The organism is Atlantibacter sp. RC6, from assembly GCF_014193285.1.
Lineage (GTDB): Bacteria > Pseudomonadota > Gammaproteobacteria > Enterobacterales > Enterobacteriaceae > Atlantibacter.
The window spans coordinates 231,686-247,569 of the sequence record NZ_JACHZE010000003.1 but is presented as its reverse complement, the minus strand read 5'-3'; the positions used below and the strand labels follow the sequence as shown (position 1 = coordinate 247,569).

10 protein-coding genes are annotated in these 15,884 nt (G+C 57.8%); 2 read left to right on the top strand and 8 right to left on the bottom strand.

Annotated elements, in window-relative coordinates; genetic code table 11:
* Window positions 1-36: 36 nt before the first annotated feature.
* The 8 genes from FHW74_RS09170 to FHW74_RS09135 all read right to left on the bottom strand — a co-directional run bounded on the left by FHW74_RS09170 (window position 37) and on the right by FHW74_RS09135 (window position 13,366).
* Window positions 37-1,404 carry an NCS2 family permease gene (locus FHW74_RS09170; RefSeq protein ID WP_183170138.1) on the bottom strand — a complete coding sequence of 456 codons (1,368 nt, stop codon included), beginning with the start codon at window positions 1,402-1,404 and terminating at the stop codon, window positions 37-39.
* Between the two features lie 29 nt (window positions 1,405-1,433).
* Window positions 1,434-2,750: a guanine deaminase gene (gene guaD / locus FHW74_RS09165; protein WP_183170137.1), complete on the bottom strand. Its 1,317-nt coding sequence runs from the start codon at window positions 2,748-2,750 to the stop codon at window positions 1,434-1,436.
* 17 nt (window positions 2,751-2,767) lie between these two features.
* Window positions 2,768-4,162, bottom strand: a complete 1,395-nt coding sequence (locus FHW74_RS09160) for a nucleobase:cation symporter-2 family protein (protein WP_183170136.1) — start codon at window positions 4,160-4,162, stop codon at window positions 2,768-2,770.
* A gap of 173 nt (window positions 4,163-4,335) precedes the next feature.
* On the bottom strand, window positions 4,336-7,206 hold the full coding sequence (locus FHW74_RS09155) for a molybdopterin-dependent oxidoreductase Mo/Fe-S-binding subunit (protein WP_183170135.1): 2,871 nt from the start codon (window positions 7,204-7,206) through the stop codon (window positions 4,336-4,338).
* Window positions 7,203-7,982, bottom strand: coding sequence for a molybdopterin-dependent oxidoreductase FAD-binding subunit (ygfM, locus tag FHW74_RS09150; protein ID WP_183170134.1), 780 nt, complete (start codon window positions 7,980-7,982; stop codon window positions 7,203-7,205). Before ygfM ends, FHW74_RS09155 begins: the two co-directional genes overlap by 4 nt.
* 47 nt (window positions 7,983-8,029) lie before the next feature.
* The gene (ssnA, locus tag FHW74_RS09145; RefSeq protein ID WP_183170133.1) at window positions 8,030-9,358 is read right to left on the bottom strand and encodes a putative aminohydrolase SsnA; all 1,329 of its coding nucleotides are present in this window, start codon (window positions 9,356-9,358) and stop codon (window positions 8,030-8,032) included.
* A gap of 2 nt (window positions 9,359-9,360) precedes the next feature.
* The gene (ygfK, locus tag FHW74_RS09140) at window positions 9,361-12,462 is read right to left on the bottom strand and encodes a putative selenate reductase subunit YgfK (protein WP_183170132.1); all 3,102 of its coding nucleotides are present in this window, start codon (window positions 12,460-12,462) and stop codon (window positions 9,361-9,363) included.
* A 304-nt stretch (window positions 12,463-12,766) separates the two neighbouring features.
* A complete protein-coding gene (locus FHW74_RS09135; protein WP_183170131.1) occupies window positions 12,767-13,366 on the bottom strand; it encodes an NTP transferase domain-containing protein in 600 nt (199 codons plus the stop codon).
* Window positions 13,367-13,390: 24 nt separating this feature from the next.
* Here FHW74_RS09135 and yqeC point away from each other — a divergent pair, with 24 nt between their 5' ends.
* Together yqeC and yqeB are read left to right on the top strand one after the other, a co-directional pair.
* Window positions 13,391-14,161, top strand: a complete 771-nt coding sequence (yqeC, locus tag FHW74_RS09130) for a selenium cofactor biosynthesis protein YqeC (protein ID WP_183170130.1) — start codon at window positions 13,391-13,393, stop codon at window positions 14,159-14,161.
* A gap of 49 nt (window positions 14,162-14,210) precedes the next feature.
* Window positions 14,211-15,836, top strand: coding sequence for a selenium-dependent molybdenum cofactor biosynthesis protein YqeB (gene yqeB / locus FHW74_RS09125; RefSeq protein WP_183170129.1), 1,626 nt, complete (start codon window positions 14,211-14,213; stop codon window positions 15,834-15,836).
* Window positions 15,837-15,884: the final 48 nt, after the last annotated feature.

Below are 15,884 nucleotides of genomic sequence, written 5' to 3'. Positions count from 1 at the left end.
CTTCGCGAAGCGGGTTTTTTTTGGTTTCTCAGATCCTTAAATCGCCCAGCCTCCGGCGTAGAAAATCACTAACACGGCGGCAATCACCACGGTGCCGATGTTCAGGCGATCCCATTCCCGGGCAAATACCCGGCCCACCACCAGCGTCACGAAGCCCAGCATAATCCCGGTGACGATGTTACAGGTCAGCACGATAAACACCGCGCACACCAGGCCGGACATGGCATCAATAAAGTCGTTGAAGTTGAGTTTCGAAACGTTGCTCAGCATCAGCAGGCCAACATACATCAGCGCAGGCGCGGTGGCATAACCCGGTATCAGATACGACAGCGGCGACAAGAACAGGATCAGCAGAAACAGCGCGCCGACCACCACCGCCGTCAGGCCAGTTTTGCCGCCTGCCGCCGTTCCCGCCGCCGATTCGATATACACCGCCGCCGGCGCCGCGCCCACTAACCCGGAGAAAATCGAACTCACCGAGTCGCTGGTTAGCGCCTTGCCGCCGTTGATAATCTGGTTATCTTTATCCAGCAGGTTGGCCTGGCCTGCCACGGCGCGGATGGTGCCGGTGGCGTCAAACACGGCGGTCATTACCAGCGCCAGCACGCTGGGCAGCACGTGCGGTTGCAGCGCGCCCATAATATCCAGGCTGAAAATCAGCGACTTGCCGTCTTCGCCGCTCAGGCTTGGCATCGCCACCAGCCCGTGGTATTTCACCGCCGGATCGAAAATCAGCCCGATGATCGAAATGCCGATAATCACTAACAGGATCCCGCCGGGAATGCGCGATTTTTCCAGCCCGAAGATCATCGCCAGCCCCAGCAGGCTCATCATCACCGGGAAAGACGTAAACGCGCCCAGTGCGACCGGTAAACCTTCCAGCGGGTTTTTGATTACCATGCCGACGCCGTTGGCGGCAATCAGCAGCAGGAACAGGCCAATGCCGATGCCGGTACCGTGGGCGATGCCCATCGGCAGATTACGTAAGATCCAGGTACGCACGCCGGTCACGGAAATGGCGGTGAAAATCACCCCCATCAGAAACACCGCGCCCAGCGCCACCGGAATGCTGATCTGCTGGCCAAGCACCAGGCTGAAGGCGGTAAAGGCGGTAAGAGAAATGGCGCAGCCGATGGCCATTGGCAGGTTGGCCCACAGCCCCATCAGCAGCGAGCCAAAGCCCGCCACCAGACAGGTTGCGACAAATACCGCGCCAGGCGGAAAGCCGGCTTTGCCTAACATCCCCGGCACCACGATGACCGAATAGACCATCGCCAGAAACGTGGTTAAACCCGCAAGTATCTCCTGGCGCGTGGTGCTGCCGCGCTCGGAGATTTTGAAAAAATGGTCCAGTGCATTGCGCGGCTGCGCGGTAGTGGGTGTGTGTAGCGTATCGCCAGACATAAGAATGCCCTCAGTTAACATTTTAATAATCAGGTGCGTTCATAAACCAGACGGCCATCGACGTAGGTACGGTAAATCGAACGATCGTCGCCGAGCGTAATCATCACAAACAGCTTGTCGACCAGTGAGATGGAGTTGTCGTAGCGCAGCTGCTGGAGTGGGGTGGCGGTAGGTTCCAGCACCACAAAATCCGCTTCTTTACCGGGGGTAAAGTTGCCGATGCAGTGGTCCAGCCCCAGCGAATGCGCGCCGCCCAGGGTCGACAAATAAAAGGCCTCGTAAGCGGAAAGCCGGTAGCCCTGCAACTGCACCACTTTGTAGGCCTCGTTCAGCGTCTGGAGCATGTTGAAGGTGGTGCCTGCGCCGATATCGGTGCCGATCCCCACTTTGATTTTTTTGCGCCACGCCTGCTGAAGATTGAACAAGCCGCTGCCGAGATAGAGGTTGGAGGTCGGGCAGAAGGCGATGCTGGAGCCGGTTTTGCTCAGGCAGTCCCACTCTTTTTCTTCAAGGTGGACGCAGTGGGCGAATACGCTGCGTTTCCCGGTCAGCCCGTACTGGTGATACACATCCAGATAGCCGTCGTGTTCCGGGAATAATTCTTTAACCCAGGCGATTTCCTGCTTGTTTTCGCAAAGATGGGTATGCAGCCAGGTATCGGGATACTCTTCGCGCAACCGTTGCGCCATGGCGAGCTGCTGCGGCGTGGAGGTCGGGGCAAAGCGCGGGGTGATGGCGTACAGCAGGCGGCCATTTTTATGCCAGCGCTCGATCAGCGCTTTGCTTTGCAGATAGCTGCTTTCGGCGTCGTCCAGCAGATAGTCCGGGGCGTTGCGATCCATCATCACTTTCCCGGCAATCATTCGCATATTGATTTGGCTGGCGGCCTCGAACAAGGCGTCCACCGATTCCGGGTGCACGGTGCCGAATACCAGCGCCGTGGTGGTGCCGTTGCGTAACAGTTGCTTCAGAAAGAAAGTCGACATTTCCCGGGCGTATTCCGCATCCTGATAACGGCGCTCGGTGGGAAAGGTGTGTTTATTCAGCCACTCCAGCAGTTGCTCGCCGTAGGCCCCGACCATTTCACTTTGTGGGTAGTGAATATGGGTATCGACAAACCCGGGCACCACGATTTTGCCCCGGTAATCGCGCACGCGAATCGAGGAGGGGACTTGCGCTTTTCCCTCTTCCCATTGCCCAAACCACGCCACTTTACCGTCGCGGATCAACAGCAGCCCGTCTTCCACAAAGCGCAACGCGGACTCGATTTCCTCGGGATGCTCAACGGTGCGGGTAATATCGAGAAAGCTCCCGCGCACGGCTTTTAGCGTCTGTTCGCCTGACATGATCGACTCCTTAGTGGTTAATCCAGTTCTTCAACCGCATGAGGCACCGGCTCTTCTTGCTGCTGCCCAAGCGGAATCAACAAATTCAGCAGGATGGCGGTCAGGCCCCCTGCGCAAATGGGGTTTTCAACCAGCACGTAGATAGAGGCTGGCAGCACCTGGAAAATCGCCGGATCATAGGAAACGCCGAGGCCCAGCCCTAACGAGGTGGCGACGATCAGGGTTTCCCGGCGTTTCAGGCCGTTAGAGATGATGATGCGGATCCCGGCGATGGCGATCATCGAGAACATCAGCGTCATTGCGCCGCCCAGCACCGGCGCGGGAATGGTGGTGAAGAAGCGCCCGATGCTCGGAAACAGCCCGAGGATAACTAACATCACGGCGATAAATCGCCCCACGTAGCGGGAAGCCACGCCGGTCATCTGGATCACGCCGTTGTTCTGGGCAAAGGTGGTCAGCGGCAGGGAGCCCACGGCAGAGGCGATCACCGAAACCAGCCCGTCAGCCAGCACGCCGCCCTTCAGGCGCGACTGATACTCTTCGCCTTTGATCGGGCGGTTCGAAACCATCGCGGTGGCGGTGATATCCCCGACGGCTTCCAGCACGCTCAGCAAATAAATGGTGCCGACCACCAGGAAGTGGTGAAAGTTGAATTCAAACCCGTACTTGAACGGGATCGGGACGGTGACCAGCGGCAGATTGCGCATGCTGCTAAAATCCACCATGCCCAGGCAAAATGACACGATGTAACCCACAATCAGGCCAATCGCGATGCCGCCCATGCGTAACAGCGGGCTGCGGCAGCAGTTAAAGCCGATGACCACCAGCAGCACCAGCAGGCCGACGCCGATATTTTCATAATTGCCGAAGGTGCCGCTGCTTTTGGCGGCGAACCCGCCGCCGAAATCAATAATGCCGACTTTGATCAGGCTCAGGCCGATCATCAGCACCACCACGCCGCTGACGGTGGGGGTGATGACCCGTCGCAGGTAAGGAAGAATAAACGAGGAGCCGACCACTAAAAACGCGCCGACGAACGACACGCCCAGCAGCGCCGACATAATCAGCTCTTCATGCAGGCCGTCGCTCTTCATGCTACTGCCCAGCGCAATCATCACGGTAACGAATGAGAAGTTCACCGACTGAATCGACAGTAAACCCGAGCCGATATGCCCGTAGCGATTCACCTGGAGCCAGGTGCCAACGCCGGAGGCGATCATCGCCATGGAAACCAGGTAAGAGGTAGTTTCGGTTGAGAGTTGCAGCGCCGCGCCGACGATCAGCGCAGGGGTCACCATCGGCACGAATATCGCCAGCAGGTGGGTAATGGCGCCAATCAGGGTTTGATGAAACGGTGGGTTATCTTCTAACTCATAAATAAGATCCGACCCTTTGTGCGATATATCAGACATCCCTTTACTCCTGTTAAGCAAATATGATCATCTGATTCAATTAATAATTACCTGCCTTAAACCCCCGTTTTTCAGGGACAATTTGCCCTGAGCCGGTACAGGCTCTGTACGCAGACGCTTATGTTGTGAGGCATTGAATCGTTGGAAACAGGCCGCCGTAGCGGCCTGCACAATTACAATTTTCCTAATGCGCTGAGGATCTTCTCCGGGGTGAAGTGCCATTCCCGCAGCCAGACCTGGCAGGCGTCATGAATGGCGGTGGCGATAGCGGGCGCGGCCCCGTTTACGCCAATCTCAGAGATGGATTTCGCGCCAAATGGCCCGACTTTGTCATCGCTTGGCACCAGCACCGCACGGAAATCGCGTGGGATGTCGCCAATCTTCGGCGCGCCGTAACTGCGTAAATCACGGGTAATCGGCTGGCCTTCGGCGTTATAAATAATCTCTTCCATCAGGCTGTGACCGATGGCGCGCAGTGTTGCGCCATAGATCTGCCCCAGAGCGAGATCCGGGTTAACCGGAGTGCCGCAGTCGAGCAGGGCATAGAATTTATCCAGCCGGATCTCCCCGGTGCGGGTATTCACCGCCACTTCGGCAAAGTTGGCCCCATACGGGAAGGCGAATTCCGGCGTGATGTAGCAGGCCGTCGCCACCAGGGTGCCGAACCCGGTGCCGGTTTCCGCTTTATGGGCAATCTGCCCGTAAGTGACTTCGCCTTTTTTACCGCGCACGATGCCGGGTGCGACAATCGTCACGTCGCTTTCCGGCTCATTGAGCATTTGCGCGCCGTGGAACTGGATTTTCTTCAGCAGGTTTTCGGCGGCCATGCGTGCCGCGTTGCCGGAGAAGCAGGTGCCGGACGAGGCGTAAGCGCCCTTGTCAAACAGCGCGTGGTCGGTATCACCGGAAATCACGTGCACATCTTCCAGCGGGCAGCGCAGCACTTCCGCAGAGAGCTTGCTGACCACCGTATCCAGCCCGGTGCCGATATCCGCGCCGCCGGAGTGGACAATAAAGGTGCCGTCGGATTCCAGTTTGATCATGCAGTTGGCCTGATCGATATCCGGGATCCCGGATTTCTGCATGATGATCGCCACGCCGCGGCCTATCTTCCAGTCGCCCTGGCTCGGTTTTGGCGAATCCCACTGGATCATCTCCCGGCCCTGGCGCAGGATCTCGTCCAGCGCGCAGCTGGCGGCGGAGGGCACAGAGGTCGGCGCTTTACCTTCGCCAATCGCGCCGAGGATCTTCAGCTGCTGGCCTTCGTGAACCCGGTTACGTTCGATCATCTCCAGTTGGTCGATCTGCAACTGTTCCGCCAGTTCCGCCAGCGCCATGGTGATGGCGAAGTTGCCTTTCGGCGCGCCGTAGCCCTGATAAGCCCCGGTTGGGCAGATGTTGCTGTAGTAAGTTGTCACCTGGAAATCGACGTTATCGCATGGGTAGAGCGGCAGCGAGAGCGCCGGTCCGTTACAGGGCACTGTCAGCGAGTGGTTGCCGAACGGCCCGGTGTTAGCGCGGAAATCCATATTGATGGCGGTTAAGCGCCCGTCTTTTTTGGCGCCCAGCTTCACGGTGACTTTCGCCACGTGGCGCGAGGTGTTGGCGATAAACTCTTCTTCGCGGGTATAGCGGAACCAGACCGGGCGGCCCGTTACGCAGGTGGCCCAGGCGCACACTTCTTCCAGCAAAATATCCTGCTTCGATCCGAAGCCCCCGCCCACGCGCTCTTTAATCACGTGCACTTTGTTTTGCTTCAGGCCGACGATGCGCGCCACCTGGCGGCGCACGTGCCACGGCACCTGGGTTGAGGCGTGGATCACCAGCCGGTCGCCGTCCATACGGGTAAAGCAAATATGGGTTTCGGTCGGGCATTGCTGGGCCTGGGTTGACGAATAGGTGCGTTCGATAATTACGTCCGCTTCGGCAAAACCGCGCTCGACATCGCCGATGTGGCCATGGATGCTGGCGGCAATATTCTTCGCCGGGCGTGAGCCAATCGGGAAGTTGATAATCATATGCTCATCGCGCTGGACGGCTTTTTTATTGTCTTCTTCCAGCGTATCCGGCGCGCCCGCGACATACACCACCGGCTCGTCGTGAACCACCGGCGCGTCTTCCGCCATGGCTTCATCAATCGACATCACCGGTTTTAGCACCTGGTATTGCACATCGATAAGTTTCAACGCCTGCAAGGCGATCTCTTCGCTTTCGGCGACCACTGCCGCGACGCGGTCACCCACGTGACGCAGTTTTTTACTGAACATGCGGCGGTCAAGCGGCGAAGGCTCCGGCGCGCTTTGCCCGCCGGGGGTGTAGTAGATATCCGGGCAGTTGCGCCAGGTGATCACGTGTACCACGCCGGGCAGCGCTTCGGCTTTACTGACGTCAAGGTGGGTTATCAGCGCGTGGGGATGCGGGCTGCGCAACATTTTGATGGTGCAGGCATCCGCTGTAATGCGATCTTCCACGTAGCAGGGCTTGGCCTGAACCATTTTGGCGGCGTCGGTTTTCGGGTGGATCTTGCCGACTACCGCCAGATCGTCACGGAATGTTGGCGCAACGGCGCAGGTGGCGTGGGGATCGGCTTTACGCGCCACCGCCAGATCGATCACCTGGTAATACTGCTGCCAGCCAGCGTCGCGGCTGAACAGGCCAGATAGCGCATCGTCGATCTCATCGCGGGTCGGTGTGGAGATGCGATCGAGTAAGTCGGTAATAATCAGCGCGGCGGCGGGATCGTTATAGCCCGACTGGACGACGCCGACGTCCACCATCGCCTGTTGCACCAGGCTGAGTTGGTTCCATTTGCCTAATGATTCCGCCGTTTTGATGTGGGCGTTTTCCAGTTGGGCGGCAATCAGCAGCGAAGCGTTAATCACTCGGCCATTAAACAGGATGGCGTCTGAACCGGCGAAGCCGAATCCGTCGTCGCTGTTGCGTACCGAGTGCATCCCCAGCCCGAACAACAGTTTCTGAACGTTGGCGCCGGGATGGGCATCAAGCTGATGCGCGCTGCCGTTAAGCGTAAATTGAATAATCATTGGATTTCCTCTCCCTTCTGCTGGCAGTCCGCATACAGGTCGGCCACCACCACACCGGCGATATAACGCTTATAGGCCACGCTGCCGCGCACATCGTCACGCGGGAAAACCGCCGCGGCGACGGCGGCTTCAAGCTGCTCGCCGTCCAGCCGCTGCGCCTCCACATCCCGTAATCGCAAGGGGCGATCCGCCACGCCGTCCAGCGCGATACGAACACGTTGGTCTTCGTCGATAGCCACGGCGGCGGTTAATACGGTGAGGCCCGCCTGGGAGCGGCTGATTTTGCGGGTAGAGCAGGCGCGATAAGGGTCTTTAATAATGATTTCGGTAATCAGGCGGTCGGCGGGTTGCGCAAGGTAGCTTTCCAGTGCCTCGGTTTCGCCGTCGCCAAACACCAGTACCGCATCCAGCGCCAGCAGTACCGGGACCAGCACCGATTCCTGCTCCATGGCGGCGATTTCTCCGCCTAATGTGGATTGGTTGCGCAGGTGGCGGGAGTAAACAAATCCCAACGCCTCATACAGGGCGGGAGGCAGATGATGGCTGTCGCGCAGCGTTTGTAGCGTGGTCATTGCGCCGATGCGCATGCAGTCGTTATCCCAGTCGACCCAGTCGAGGGACAAACGCTGCAACGAGATCGCCACGGTTTTTTCAGTGCGGCCCGGCGCGGAATTTAGCTTGCTGCCGCCCGCAAACCAGGTGGCATCGTCCAGATAGCGCTGCTTAAGTTCCAGCGCCTGCTCAATGGAGCCTGGTGTGAGAAAGTGCTCAATCATAATTCACCCTCATTTTTCGCCTCCCGCTAGCCGGGAGGCGGCAGGTTTTAATTCAGTGCATCCATGCGTTGCCACATCCGGGCGGCGACTTTTCGTGCTTGCGCATAGATGGGTTCACAATCAAAGGCGAACTGGCGGTCTTCGTAGACCATCACGCCATTCACCATTACGCTGTGCACGCTCGACGACCCGAGACCGAACGCGATATGTCCGGCAACGTTTTCTGGCAGCAGCGGCGTCGGGGAGGCGTAATCGCAGAAGGTCAGGTCCGCTTTGTAGCCTGCTTCCAGGCGGCCAAATTTGGCGTGGAAGTTGCGGCTCAGCAGCGCGTTGCCGTTGGTCAGCGCGCGGGCGAAGCTGTCCGGCCACAGCGGGCCGCCGGCGTCGCGGTGTTTGAAGAAGGCGAATTTCAGCTCTTCAAACATATCCGAGCCGATGCCATCGGTGCCGAGCGCCAGGTTACGAACGCTGGTGAGCTGTTGGTTGTAGCCCACGTGGTTGTTCATATTGGAACGGGCGTTATGCACCAGGAAGCCGTCTTTATCGTTCAGCAGCTTGATATCATCGGCGGAGAGATACAGCCCGTGGGCGATCAGCGTTTTGCTGTCGATAAGGTCGTATTCCGCCAGCCGCGCCAGCAGGTCTTTGCCGTAGTGGTGATGGCTGTGAGAGACGTCATAGCGGTCTTCCGCCGCATGGATATGTAGCCCGCGCCCGGTCACCTTGACCGCTTCGCTGAGCATCGCCAGCCCGGCGTCCGGTACGGTGAACGGAGCGTGCGCGCCAATATGGGCTTCCACCAGATACGGCTGCTGGCCTTTCTCTTTCGCCGCATCGATATGCTTCGCGAAGCGGATATTCTCTTCGACACCCGCCCGGAGCTCCTTCAGCCCGCCGTTGCGGTCGGTGGTTTCGAAGCAGGTCATCCCGCGCAAACCCGCTTTAATAAAAGCGTTGCGCAGCGTATCCAGCGAACCGGCGATGTAAGCGGGTGAAGCGTGATGATCGATGACCGCAGTACAGCCGCTTTTGATCGCTTCAAGCGAGCAAATCAGGCCGCTGTAATAGAGCGATTCCTCATCCAGCGCCCGGTCCAGCCGCCACCAGAGGTTTTTCAGGGTGGAGATAAAGTCCGGGCAGGGATCGATCTTCGCCTGAATACCGCGCGACAGCCCCGAGTAAAAATGGTTATGCGAGCAGACGATGCCGGGCATCACCACCCGGCCATGCATCTCTTTGTATGACGCGTCCGGGAAACGCTGGGTTAACGCCGGCCCGACCGCCATAATCTCCTCGCCGTCGATGGCGATATCGACGTTTTCCTGAACCATTGCCGGATGCAACTGCACGGCGGTGACATTTTTTAAAATAAGCATGATTACGCCTCCACCCGGCCTAACAGATAGTGATGGTGCTGGTGCACATGGCTGATGATGCGGCACATGTCATCCAGCCCGGCGGGCACATCCCGGAACTGGCCGTCGCTGCCGATGGTCAACTCCCAGGTCTGATCGCCCTGACGGATATGCACCCGGTTGTCATCCACCAGGAAGCCCGGGTTACCGCTATTGCGGAAATCTTCCGGCAGGCTGAAGACCGTGACTTTGTCCTGGTACGGTTTGCCCTGCCACGGACAGAACTGGGCGCAGTTGCCGCATTCGTTGCAGTAAGCGTCGAGATGCAGCGTCTGATAGCGATTCTGGAAGCCGGGAACGGCGATGGAGACGTTGGCGCGGTTCGGGCAGACGTCCACGCACTTGCTACAGATGTAGTTACACTCCAGGCAGCGCTCGGCCTCCTGGGCCACAAAGGCGTCGCGATCGTCTTTATCCACCTGCGCGACCGAGATGGCGCCCTTACGACGGTAAACCTCCGTCGGGTTGACGTTATTCCAGCGCTTATCGCCCTGATGGGAGCGGATATTTTCCCGAGTCAGGATCACATCGCTGGCGCGACGGGCGTTGCCGATGGCGGAAACAATGGACGACGGGCCGCGCTGCACGTCGCCAATCAGGAAGACGTCCGGGCGGCGGGTTTCGCCGAAGTGGTTAACCACCGGCCAGCCATTGTCATCCAGCGGGACGCCCATGGCGCGCAGGGCATCGCTATCCTGCTGCTCGCCGATGGCGGTGATCAGGCAGTCCACCTGCATGGTGCGAACTTCATCGGTTTCTACCGGACGGCGGCGGCCTTTGGCATCGGGCTCGCCCAGTTTCATCACGCGCACCGTCAGGGTTCCGTCGGCATCGAATTGTTCCGGATTGCTGAGGAACTGGAACTGCACGCCGTCATGCAGCGCTTCTTCGTACTCTTCGCGCCACGCGGGCATTTCCTGCAATGAACGGCGGTACACCACAGTGACTTTTTCCACGCCCGGCACACGCAGCGCGGTGCGCGCGCAGTCCATGGCGGTGTTGCCTGCGCCGACCACCACCACATGCTTGCCGAGTTGGAGGCTTGCGCCGAGGTTGTATTCACGCAGGAACGGTAACGATTTCCAGACATTGCGGTTATCGCCGCGCAGTTGGACGCCGCTGTTTTTCTCGGTGCCGGTGGCGATCAGCACATAGTGGAAGCCCTGCTGTTGCAGTTTATCCACCGTCAGATGCGGGTCGCAGCCGTATTCGATTTTCACGCCGTGGGCGGTAACAAAATCGATATCGTGCTGGATTAATTCGCCCGGAATACGGAATTGCGGAATGATATTTCGCACCACGCCGCCAGCGTTTTTCTCACGCTCGAACAGCGTCACCGGGTGCCCGGCGCGCGCCAGAAAATAACCCGCCGCCAGACCCGCCGGGCCTGCGCCAATTACCGCCACCGGATGGCGTGAACCGGAGCCCGCCGGTTTATGCCAGCGTTGCTGGTAGGTTTCCCAACCTTTCTCCAGCGCGATTTTTTTCAGCTCGCGAATGTTCAGCGCGCTGTCATAGTCGAGACGGGTGCAGTTGTACTGGCACTGGTGATCGCAGATATGGCCCGTGATCGCGGGCAGGGCGTTGCGCTGATAGATCAGTTCCAGCGCGTCGGCGTAGCGCTGCTCACCCATCAGGCGGATGTACTCAGGAATATCCTGCTTAATGGCGCAGGCGGTGACGCAGGGCGCGACATAGCAGTCGGTGAGCGGCAGCCCGTCGGCCACTTCGATGCGCTCTTCCGGCTTCCAGTGTTTTTGCGTGTACTCCATGCTGATCGCGCGTTCGGCGAGCTCATCGAGACGCGCCACGTCGACCTGCTGCATATCCCAGGCGTCGGATTTTTCGAGTTCGCGCAGGCATTCGCACAGGCGTAGGTAGCCGCCAGGCTTCAGCAAATCGGTCGCCATGGTGATAGGGCGAATCCCCGTTTCAAAAATATCGCGAATGGTCAGCTGGCTGGCGCCGCCGGAATAAGAAATAGGCAACTGGCCGTTAAAGGCCCGGGAGAGTACCGCTGCTACGTTGATAGACAATGGGAACAGGGCGCGGCCGGACATATACATCTCTTCGCCCGGTAATGCGCCTTTATTGTTGATGGTGCCGAGGGTGTTGGTGAGTTTTACCCCGAAACCGAGGTTTTTCTCTTTTGCCAGCGTCATCAGCCGTTGCAGCATCGCCAGCGCCTGGTCGAGTTTTAAATCGTGGTCGAAGGATTCTTCCTTCAGGCCGATATAGTCAAAGCCGCAGTTGTCGAGAATTTCACGCACCCGCGGATAGCCCAGCAGCGTCGGGTTCAGTTTAACGAAGGTATTCAGCCCTTTTTCTTCCAGCATATAGCGGCAAATGGCTTCAATTTCATTGGGCGGGCAACCGTGCATGGTGGAGAGCGTGACGCCATGAACCAGCGTTGACGGGATACGCGCATCCAGGCTGGCGAGCTGTTCGCGTTTTGCTTCCGGCAGCCGGGCGGTAAAGGCCGGATTATTCATCCAGCGTTTCAGAGTCTGGCGATACTCGGTAAATTTCGGGTGATCCGCCGCGTTCATCATATTGTCGATAAACTGCTGCATCGGCGGCTGTTTGATACCGTCCAGGTTGTAGCCGACGCTCATGTTGAAGATAAAGGATTTGGCGTCGTCGGGGCCGCGCGCGGTGAGCATTTCATCCAGCAGATGCAGAATAAACCAGGCTTTCAGGTACTCATCCCAGGCTTTCAGCAGGGTGAATTCGGTGGACCATTCGGTGTTAAAGCATTCGTCTTCCGCATCGATACAGGGTTTTTCCAGCTCCAGCCGATCGAGGATTTGCACCGTTTTCAGTTCGATAAAACGGCCTCCTGTCAGCCAGGAAGTGACGATATTCTGGGTCAGCTGGGTGTGCGGTCCGGCAGCGGGGCCAACGGGCGTGGCGCAGGTTTCGCCGAACACGGAAATCGGCTGGTGTTGCCCGGTCTGATAAAACTGTTGTTCAGGAATACCAAAAATCGTGTGGTGCTGGTGGTATTCATCGAACAGGCGCGTCAAAAGTTCCTCAAACGGGACGGGACGCATGATATCCCCCATAGCCCTCTCCTTAACGTAACATTTTTAATCGGAATTACCGGCAGTGATTTAACGTCCGGTGGATTACGTTAAAGGAGCAACAATCGCACCAGCTATTTATCCAGGGCGCGGGTAATAAACAGATTTGTGAGAAGCCTCGAAAGTTGGCCTGGGTTTGTGAAATATCTCACAGCTCACAAATGAGAATTAAAATCACTCTGTTTATATACGCCACACGCTGTGTCATCGGGAGAATGCTTTTTCTCAAAACTAACGCGTCGTTATCATAATGATAAGCGCAGCGCGGGAAGAATAATAATTATCATCAGTCCCTGCTGCTGGCGTTTAATTTTTTATGATGTCGATTTTGCAACGCCAGGAAATCTTCAGGCGTATCAACATCAAAAATTATTTCCGGATGATTCATTTCACAAAAACGATATTCCCCCGCCATTAACGCCTCACGCATCGAACGGACATTCGATAAGCGCGTCGCCTGCAATAATCGCTCACGCGGCAATAAAACGGGGTGGCCAGGTTTACCGCGATACTGCGGCATTAGCGCGTAATCCCCGCGTAAGTGCCAGAGATTATTGAATATAGAGTGTTGCAGGCAGGGCAAATCGCCGTGGGTGAGATAGCAATATTCTGTGATCACCTGCGCCGCGCCGGCTTGCACGGAAGAGAGCAGGCCGGATTGATAATCAGGGTTATAAACAATCAGTAGTTGCGGATCATGGATATATCGTTGCGCAAGTTCTTCGTGGCGAAATCCGGTAACCAGAATAATGCGCGTGCAAAATTGAAGCGCGTTTTTGATACTTGCGTCAAGCATTGTGCCACCCTGCCAGGGTAGTATCATTTTCCATTGCCCCATTCGGGAAGAAAGACCCGCTGCGGTAATTATGCAGTCAATATTTTCCACTTTATTTTTCGATCCCGGAGCCTGATGACAATAACGCAAAATATACCGGATCGCGATCTGTTGTTATGTGATGTGAACGCGCTTGCCAAACCCGTAATAATAAGTCTGGTCGGCGCAGGGGGGAAAACCAGTACGCTGTTTTGGTTAGCCGGATTATTTTGTGATTCCGGCAGGCGCGTGCTCATTACCACCACCACCCAGATGTATATGCCCGATCCCGCCTGCCCGGTAACTCTTTGCCGCGATCCTGCGCAACTTCCTGCTGATTTTTTCCAGTCGCCGCTGATGGCCTGTTTCTCGGGCTGGAGTGCCGCGCGTGGCAAAGTGCGCGGATTTTCCCCGGAACTCATAGACCGCCTGATTGCGCAACAAGATCTGGATGTCATTTTGATAGAAGCTGACGGCGCTCGCGGTTTTGCATTAAAAGCGCCCGCTGAGCATGAACCTTGCATACCTCAATCCAGCCGTTGCGTGATAGGGGTAACCGGCGGCGGCCTGTCAGGTAAGCCGGTTGGGCCGGATAACGTTCATCGTTGGGCGCATTTTGCGGCAATAACCGGGCTGAACGCCGGAGACCGGCTGGATTTACCGGCTATGCGGCGGCTGGTTCAGCATCCGCAGGGGCTGTTTAAAGGGGCTCCGCCGGGCTGTCGCCGGATCTGGTTTATCAACCGCGTTTCTCACTTTGAGAATCAGCACACCCTGAAAGAGATGCTGGAGGCGAACGACGTGGACGTCATCTGGCAAGGGGCGGTTCAGGAAACGCCGCCCATCACGCGCAGAGTGGTGAGATAGCAGCCCAGGTTTTGCGGGGCACCGAATGGATATTTCTGTTGAGGTAACAATGAATATTTTCACTGAAGCTGCAAAACTCGAAGAAACAAACTGCCCGTTCGCCATGGCGCAAATTATCGATAGCCGTGGCTCCACGCCGCGTCATTCGGCGCAAATGATCGTTCATCAGGATGGCTCCATCGTCGGCACCATTGGCGGCGGCATGGTGGAGCGTCGGGTCATTGACGAAGCCCTGGAGGCGATGCGCGAACGTAAACCCCGGTTGTTCCACGGACGTATGGCGCGCAACGGCGACGATGCCGTCGGCTCCGACTGCGGCGGCGCGATGTCGGTGTACATTAGCGTTCACGGGCTGCGGCCCCGGCTGGTGTTGATTGGCGCAGGCCACGTTAACCGGGCGATTGCCCTGGCGGCGCAGCCGCTCGGGTTCGAGATTTCAGTGGCGGATATTTACCCGGAAAGCCTTAACCCCGATTTCTTCCCACCCGCAACGCAACTGCTCCACGCCGCGTCGTTTTCCGCTGCCGTGGATGCCCTCGATATCAAGCCCGATAATTTTGTGCTGATCGCCACCAATAACCAGGATCGTGAAGCGCTGGATAAACTGATTACCCAGCCCGTTGCCTGGCTTGGATTGCTGGCCAGCCGCCGCAAAGCCCAGGTGTTTATCCGTCAGATGCGTGAAAGCGGGTTAAGTGAAGAACAGCTGGCTCAGTTCCATGCGCCCGTCGGCTATAACATCGGCGCGGAAACCCCGCAGGAAATCGCCATCAGCGTGCTAGCGGAAATTTTGCAGATTAAAAACCACGCGGCGGGCGGATTGATGAGCCAGGCGGCGCATCCGTCCCATCATCAGCGGGTGGCGATCCGCGGGGCAGGGGATATCGCGACCGGCGTGGCGCTGCGCCTGTTCCATGCCGGATTTAAAGTGATCATGCTGGAGGTGGATAAACCCACGGTGATCCGCCGTACCGTGGCGTTTGCCCAGGCGGTGTTCGATGGCGAAATGGTGGTGGAAGGGGTGACGGCGAAACGCGCCACTTCCGCCAGAGAGGCCATTGCCCTGGCGGACAGCGGCGTAGTGCCGGTGCTGATTGACCCGAATTGCACCTCGTTGAACGTGCTGGAGCCAGGTTGCCTGGTGGATGCCATCCTCGCCAAAGAAAATACCGGCACCCATTGCGGCATGGCGCCGATAACCCTGGCGCTGGGGCCGGGTTTTACTGCCGGAAAAGACTGCCATGCGGTGATCGAAACCAATCGCGGACACTGGCTGGGGCAGGTGATTTATAACGGGACAGCGCAGGAAAATACCGGCATACCGGGCAATATTATGGGCCACACCTCGCGCCGGGTGATCCGCGCGCCGGTCGCCGGGATCATGCGCGCGTCTGTCAAATTGGGCGATATCGTTAACGAAGGCGATGTGATTGCCCATATTGGCGATACGCCCATCGAAGCGCCGCTGGCGGGGATGGTGCGCGGTTTACTTTACGACGGCCTGGCGGTGAGCGGCGGGTTTAAAATCGGCGATATCGATCCGCGCGGCGCGGCGGCGGATTACACCAGCGTGTCCGATAAGGCCCGCGCCATTGGCGGCGGGGTACTGGAAGCGGTAATGACTTTAATGCATCAGGGTGTGAAATCCACCAAAGAAGTCCTGACGGTGGCATAACAATGAAACGGGGCGTTTAACGCCCCGTAATATCCTCGCACGCCAACA

What these genes read in the sequence shown, in the direction of transcription:
- ssnA (WP_183170133.1), bottom strand. Translation starts at nt 9,358, where the DNA reads ATGCTTATTTTAAAAAATGTCACCGCCGTGCAGTTGCATCCGGCAATG.
- ygfM (WP_183170134.1), bottom strand. Translation starts at nt 7,982, where the DNA reads ATGATTGAGCACTTTCTCACACCAGGCTCCATTGAGCAGGCGCTGGAA.
- FHW74_RS09160 (WP_183170136.1), bottom strand. Translation starts at nt 4,162, where the DNA reads ATGTCTGATATATCGCACAAAGGGTCGGATCTTATTTATGAGTTAGAA.
- ygfK (WP_183170132.1), bottom strand. Translation starts at nt 12,462, where the DNA reads ATGGGGGATATCATGCGTCCCGTCCCGTTTGAGGAACTTTTGACGCGC.
- FHW74_RS09170 (WP_183170138.1), bottom strand. Translation starts at nt 1,404, where the DNA reads ATGTCTGGCGATACGCTACACACACCCACTACCGCGCAGCCGCGCAAT.
- yqeC (WP_183170130.1), top strand. Translation starts at nt 13,391, where the DNA reads ATGACAATAACGCAAAATATACCGGATCGCGATCTGTTGTTATGTGAT.
- FHW74_RS09155 (WP_183170135.1), bottom strand. Translation starts at nt 7,206, where the DNA reads ATGATTATTCAATTTACGCTTAACGGCAGCGCGCATCAGCTTGATGCC.
- yqeB (WP_183170129.1), top strand. Translation starts at nt 14,211, where the DNA reads ATGAATATTTTCACTGAAGCTGCAAAACTCGAAGAAACAAACTGCCCG.
- guaD (WP_183170137.1), bottom strand. Translation starts at nt 2,750, where the DNA reads ATGTCAGGCGAACAGACGCTAAAAGCCGTGCGCGGGAGCTTTCTCGAT.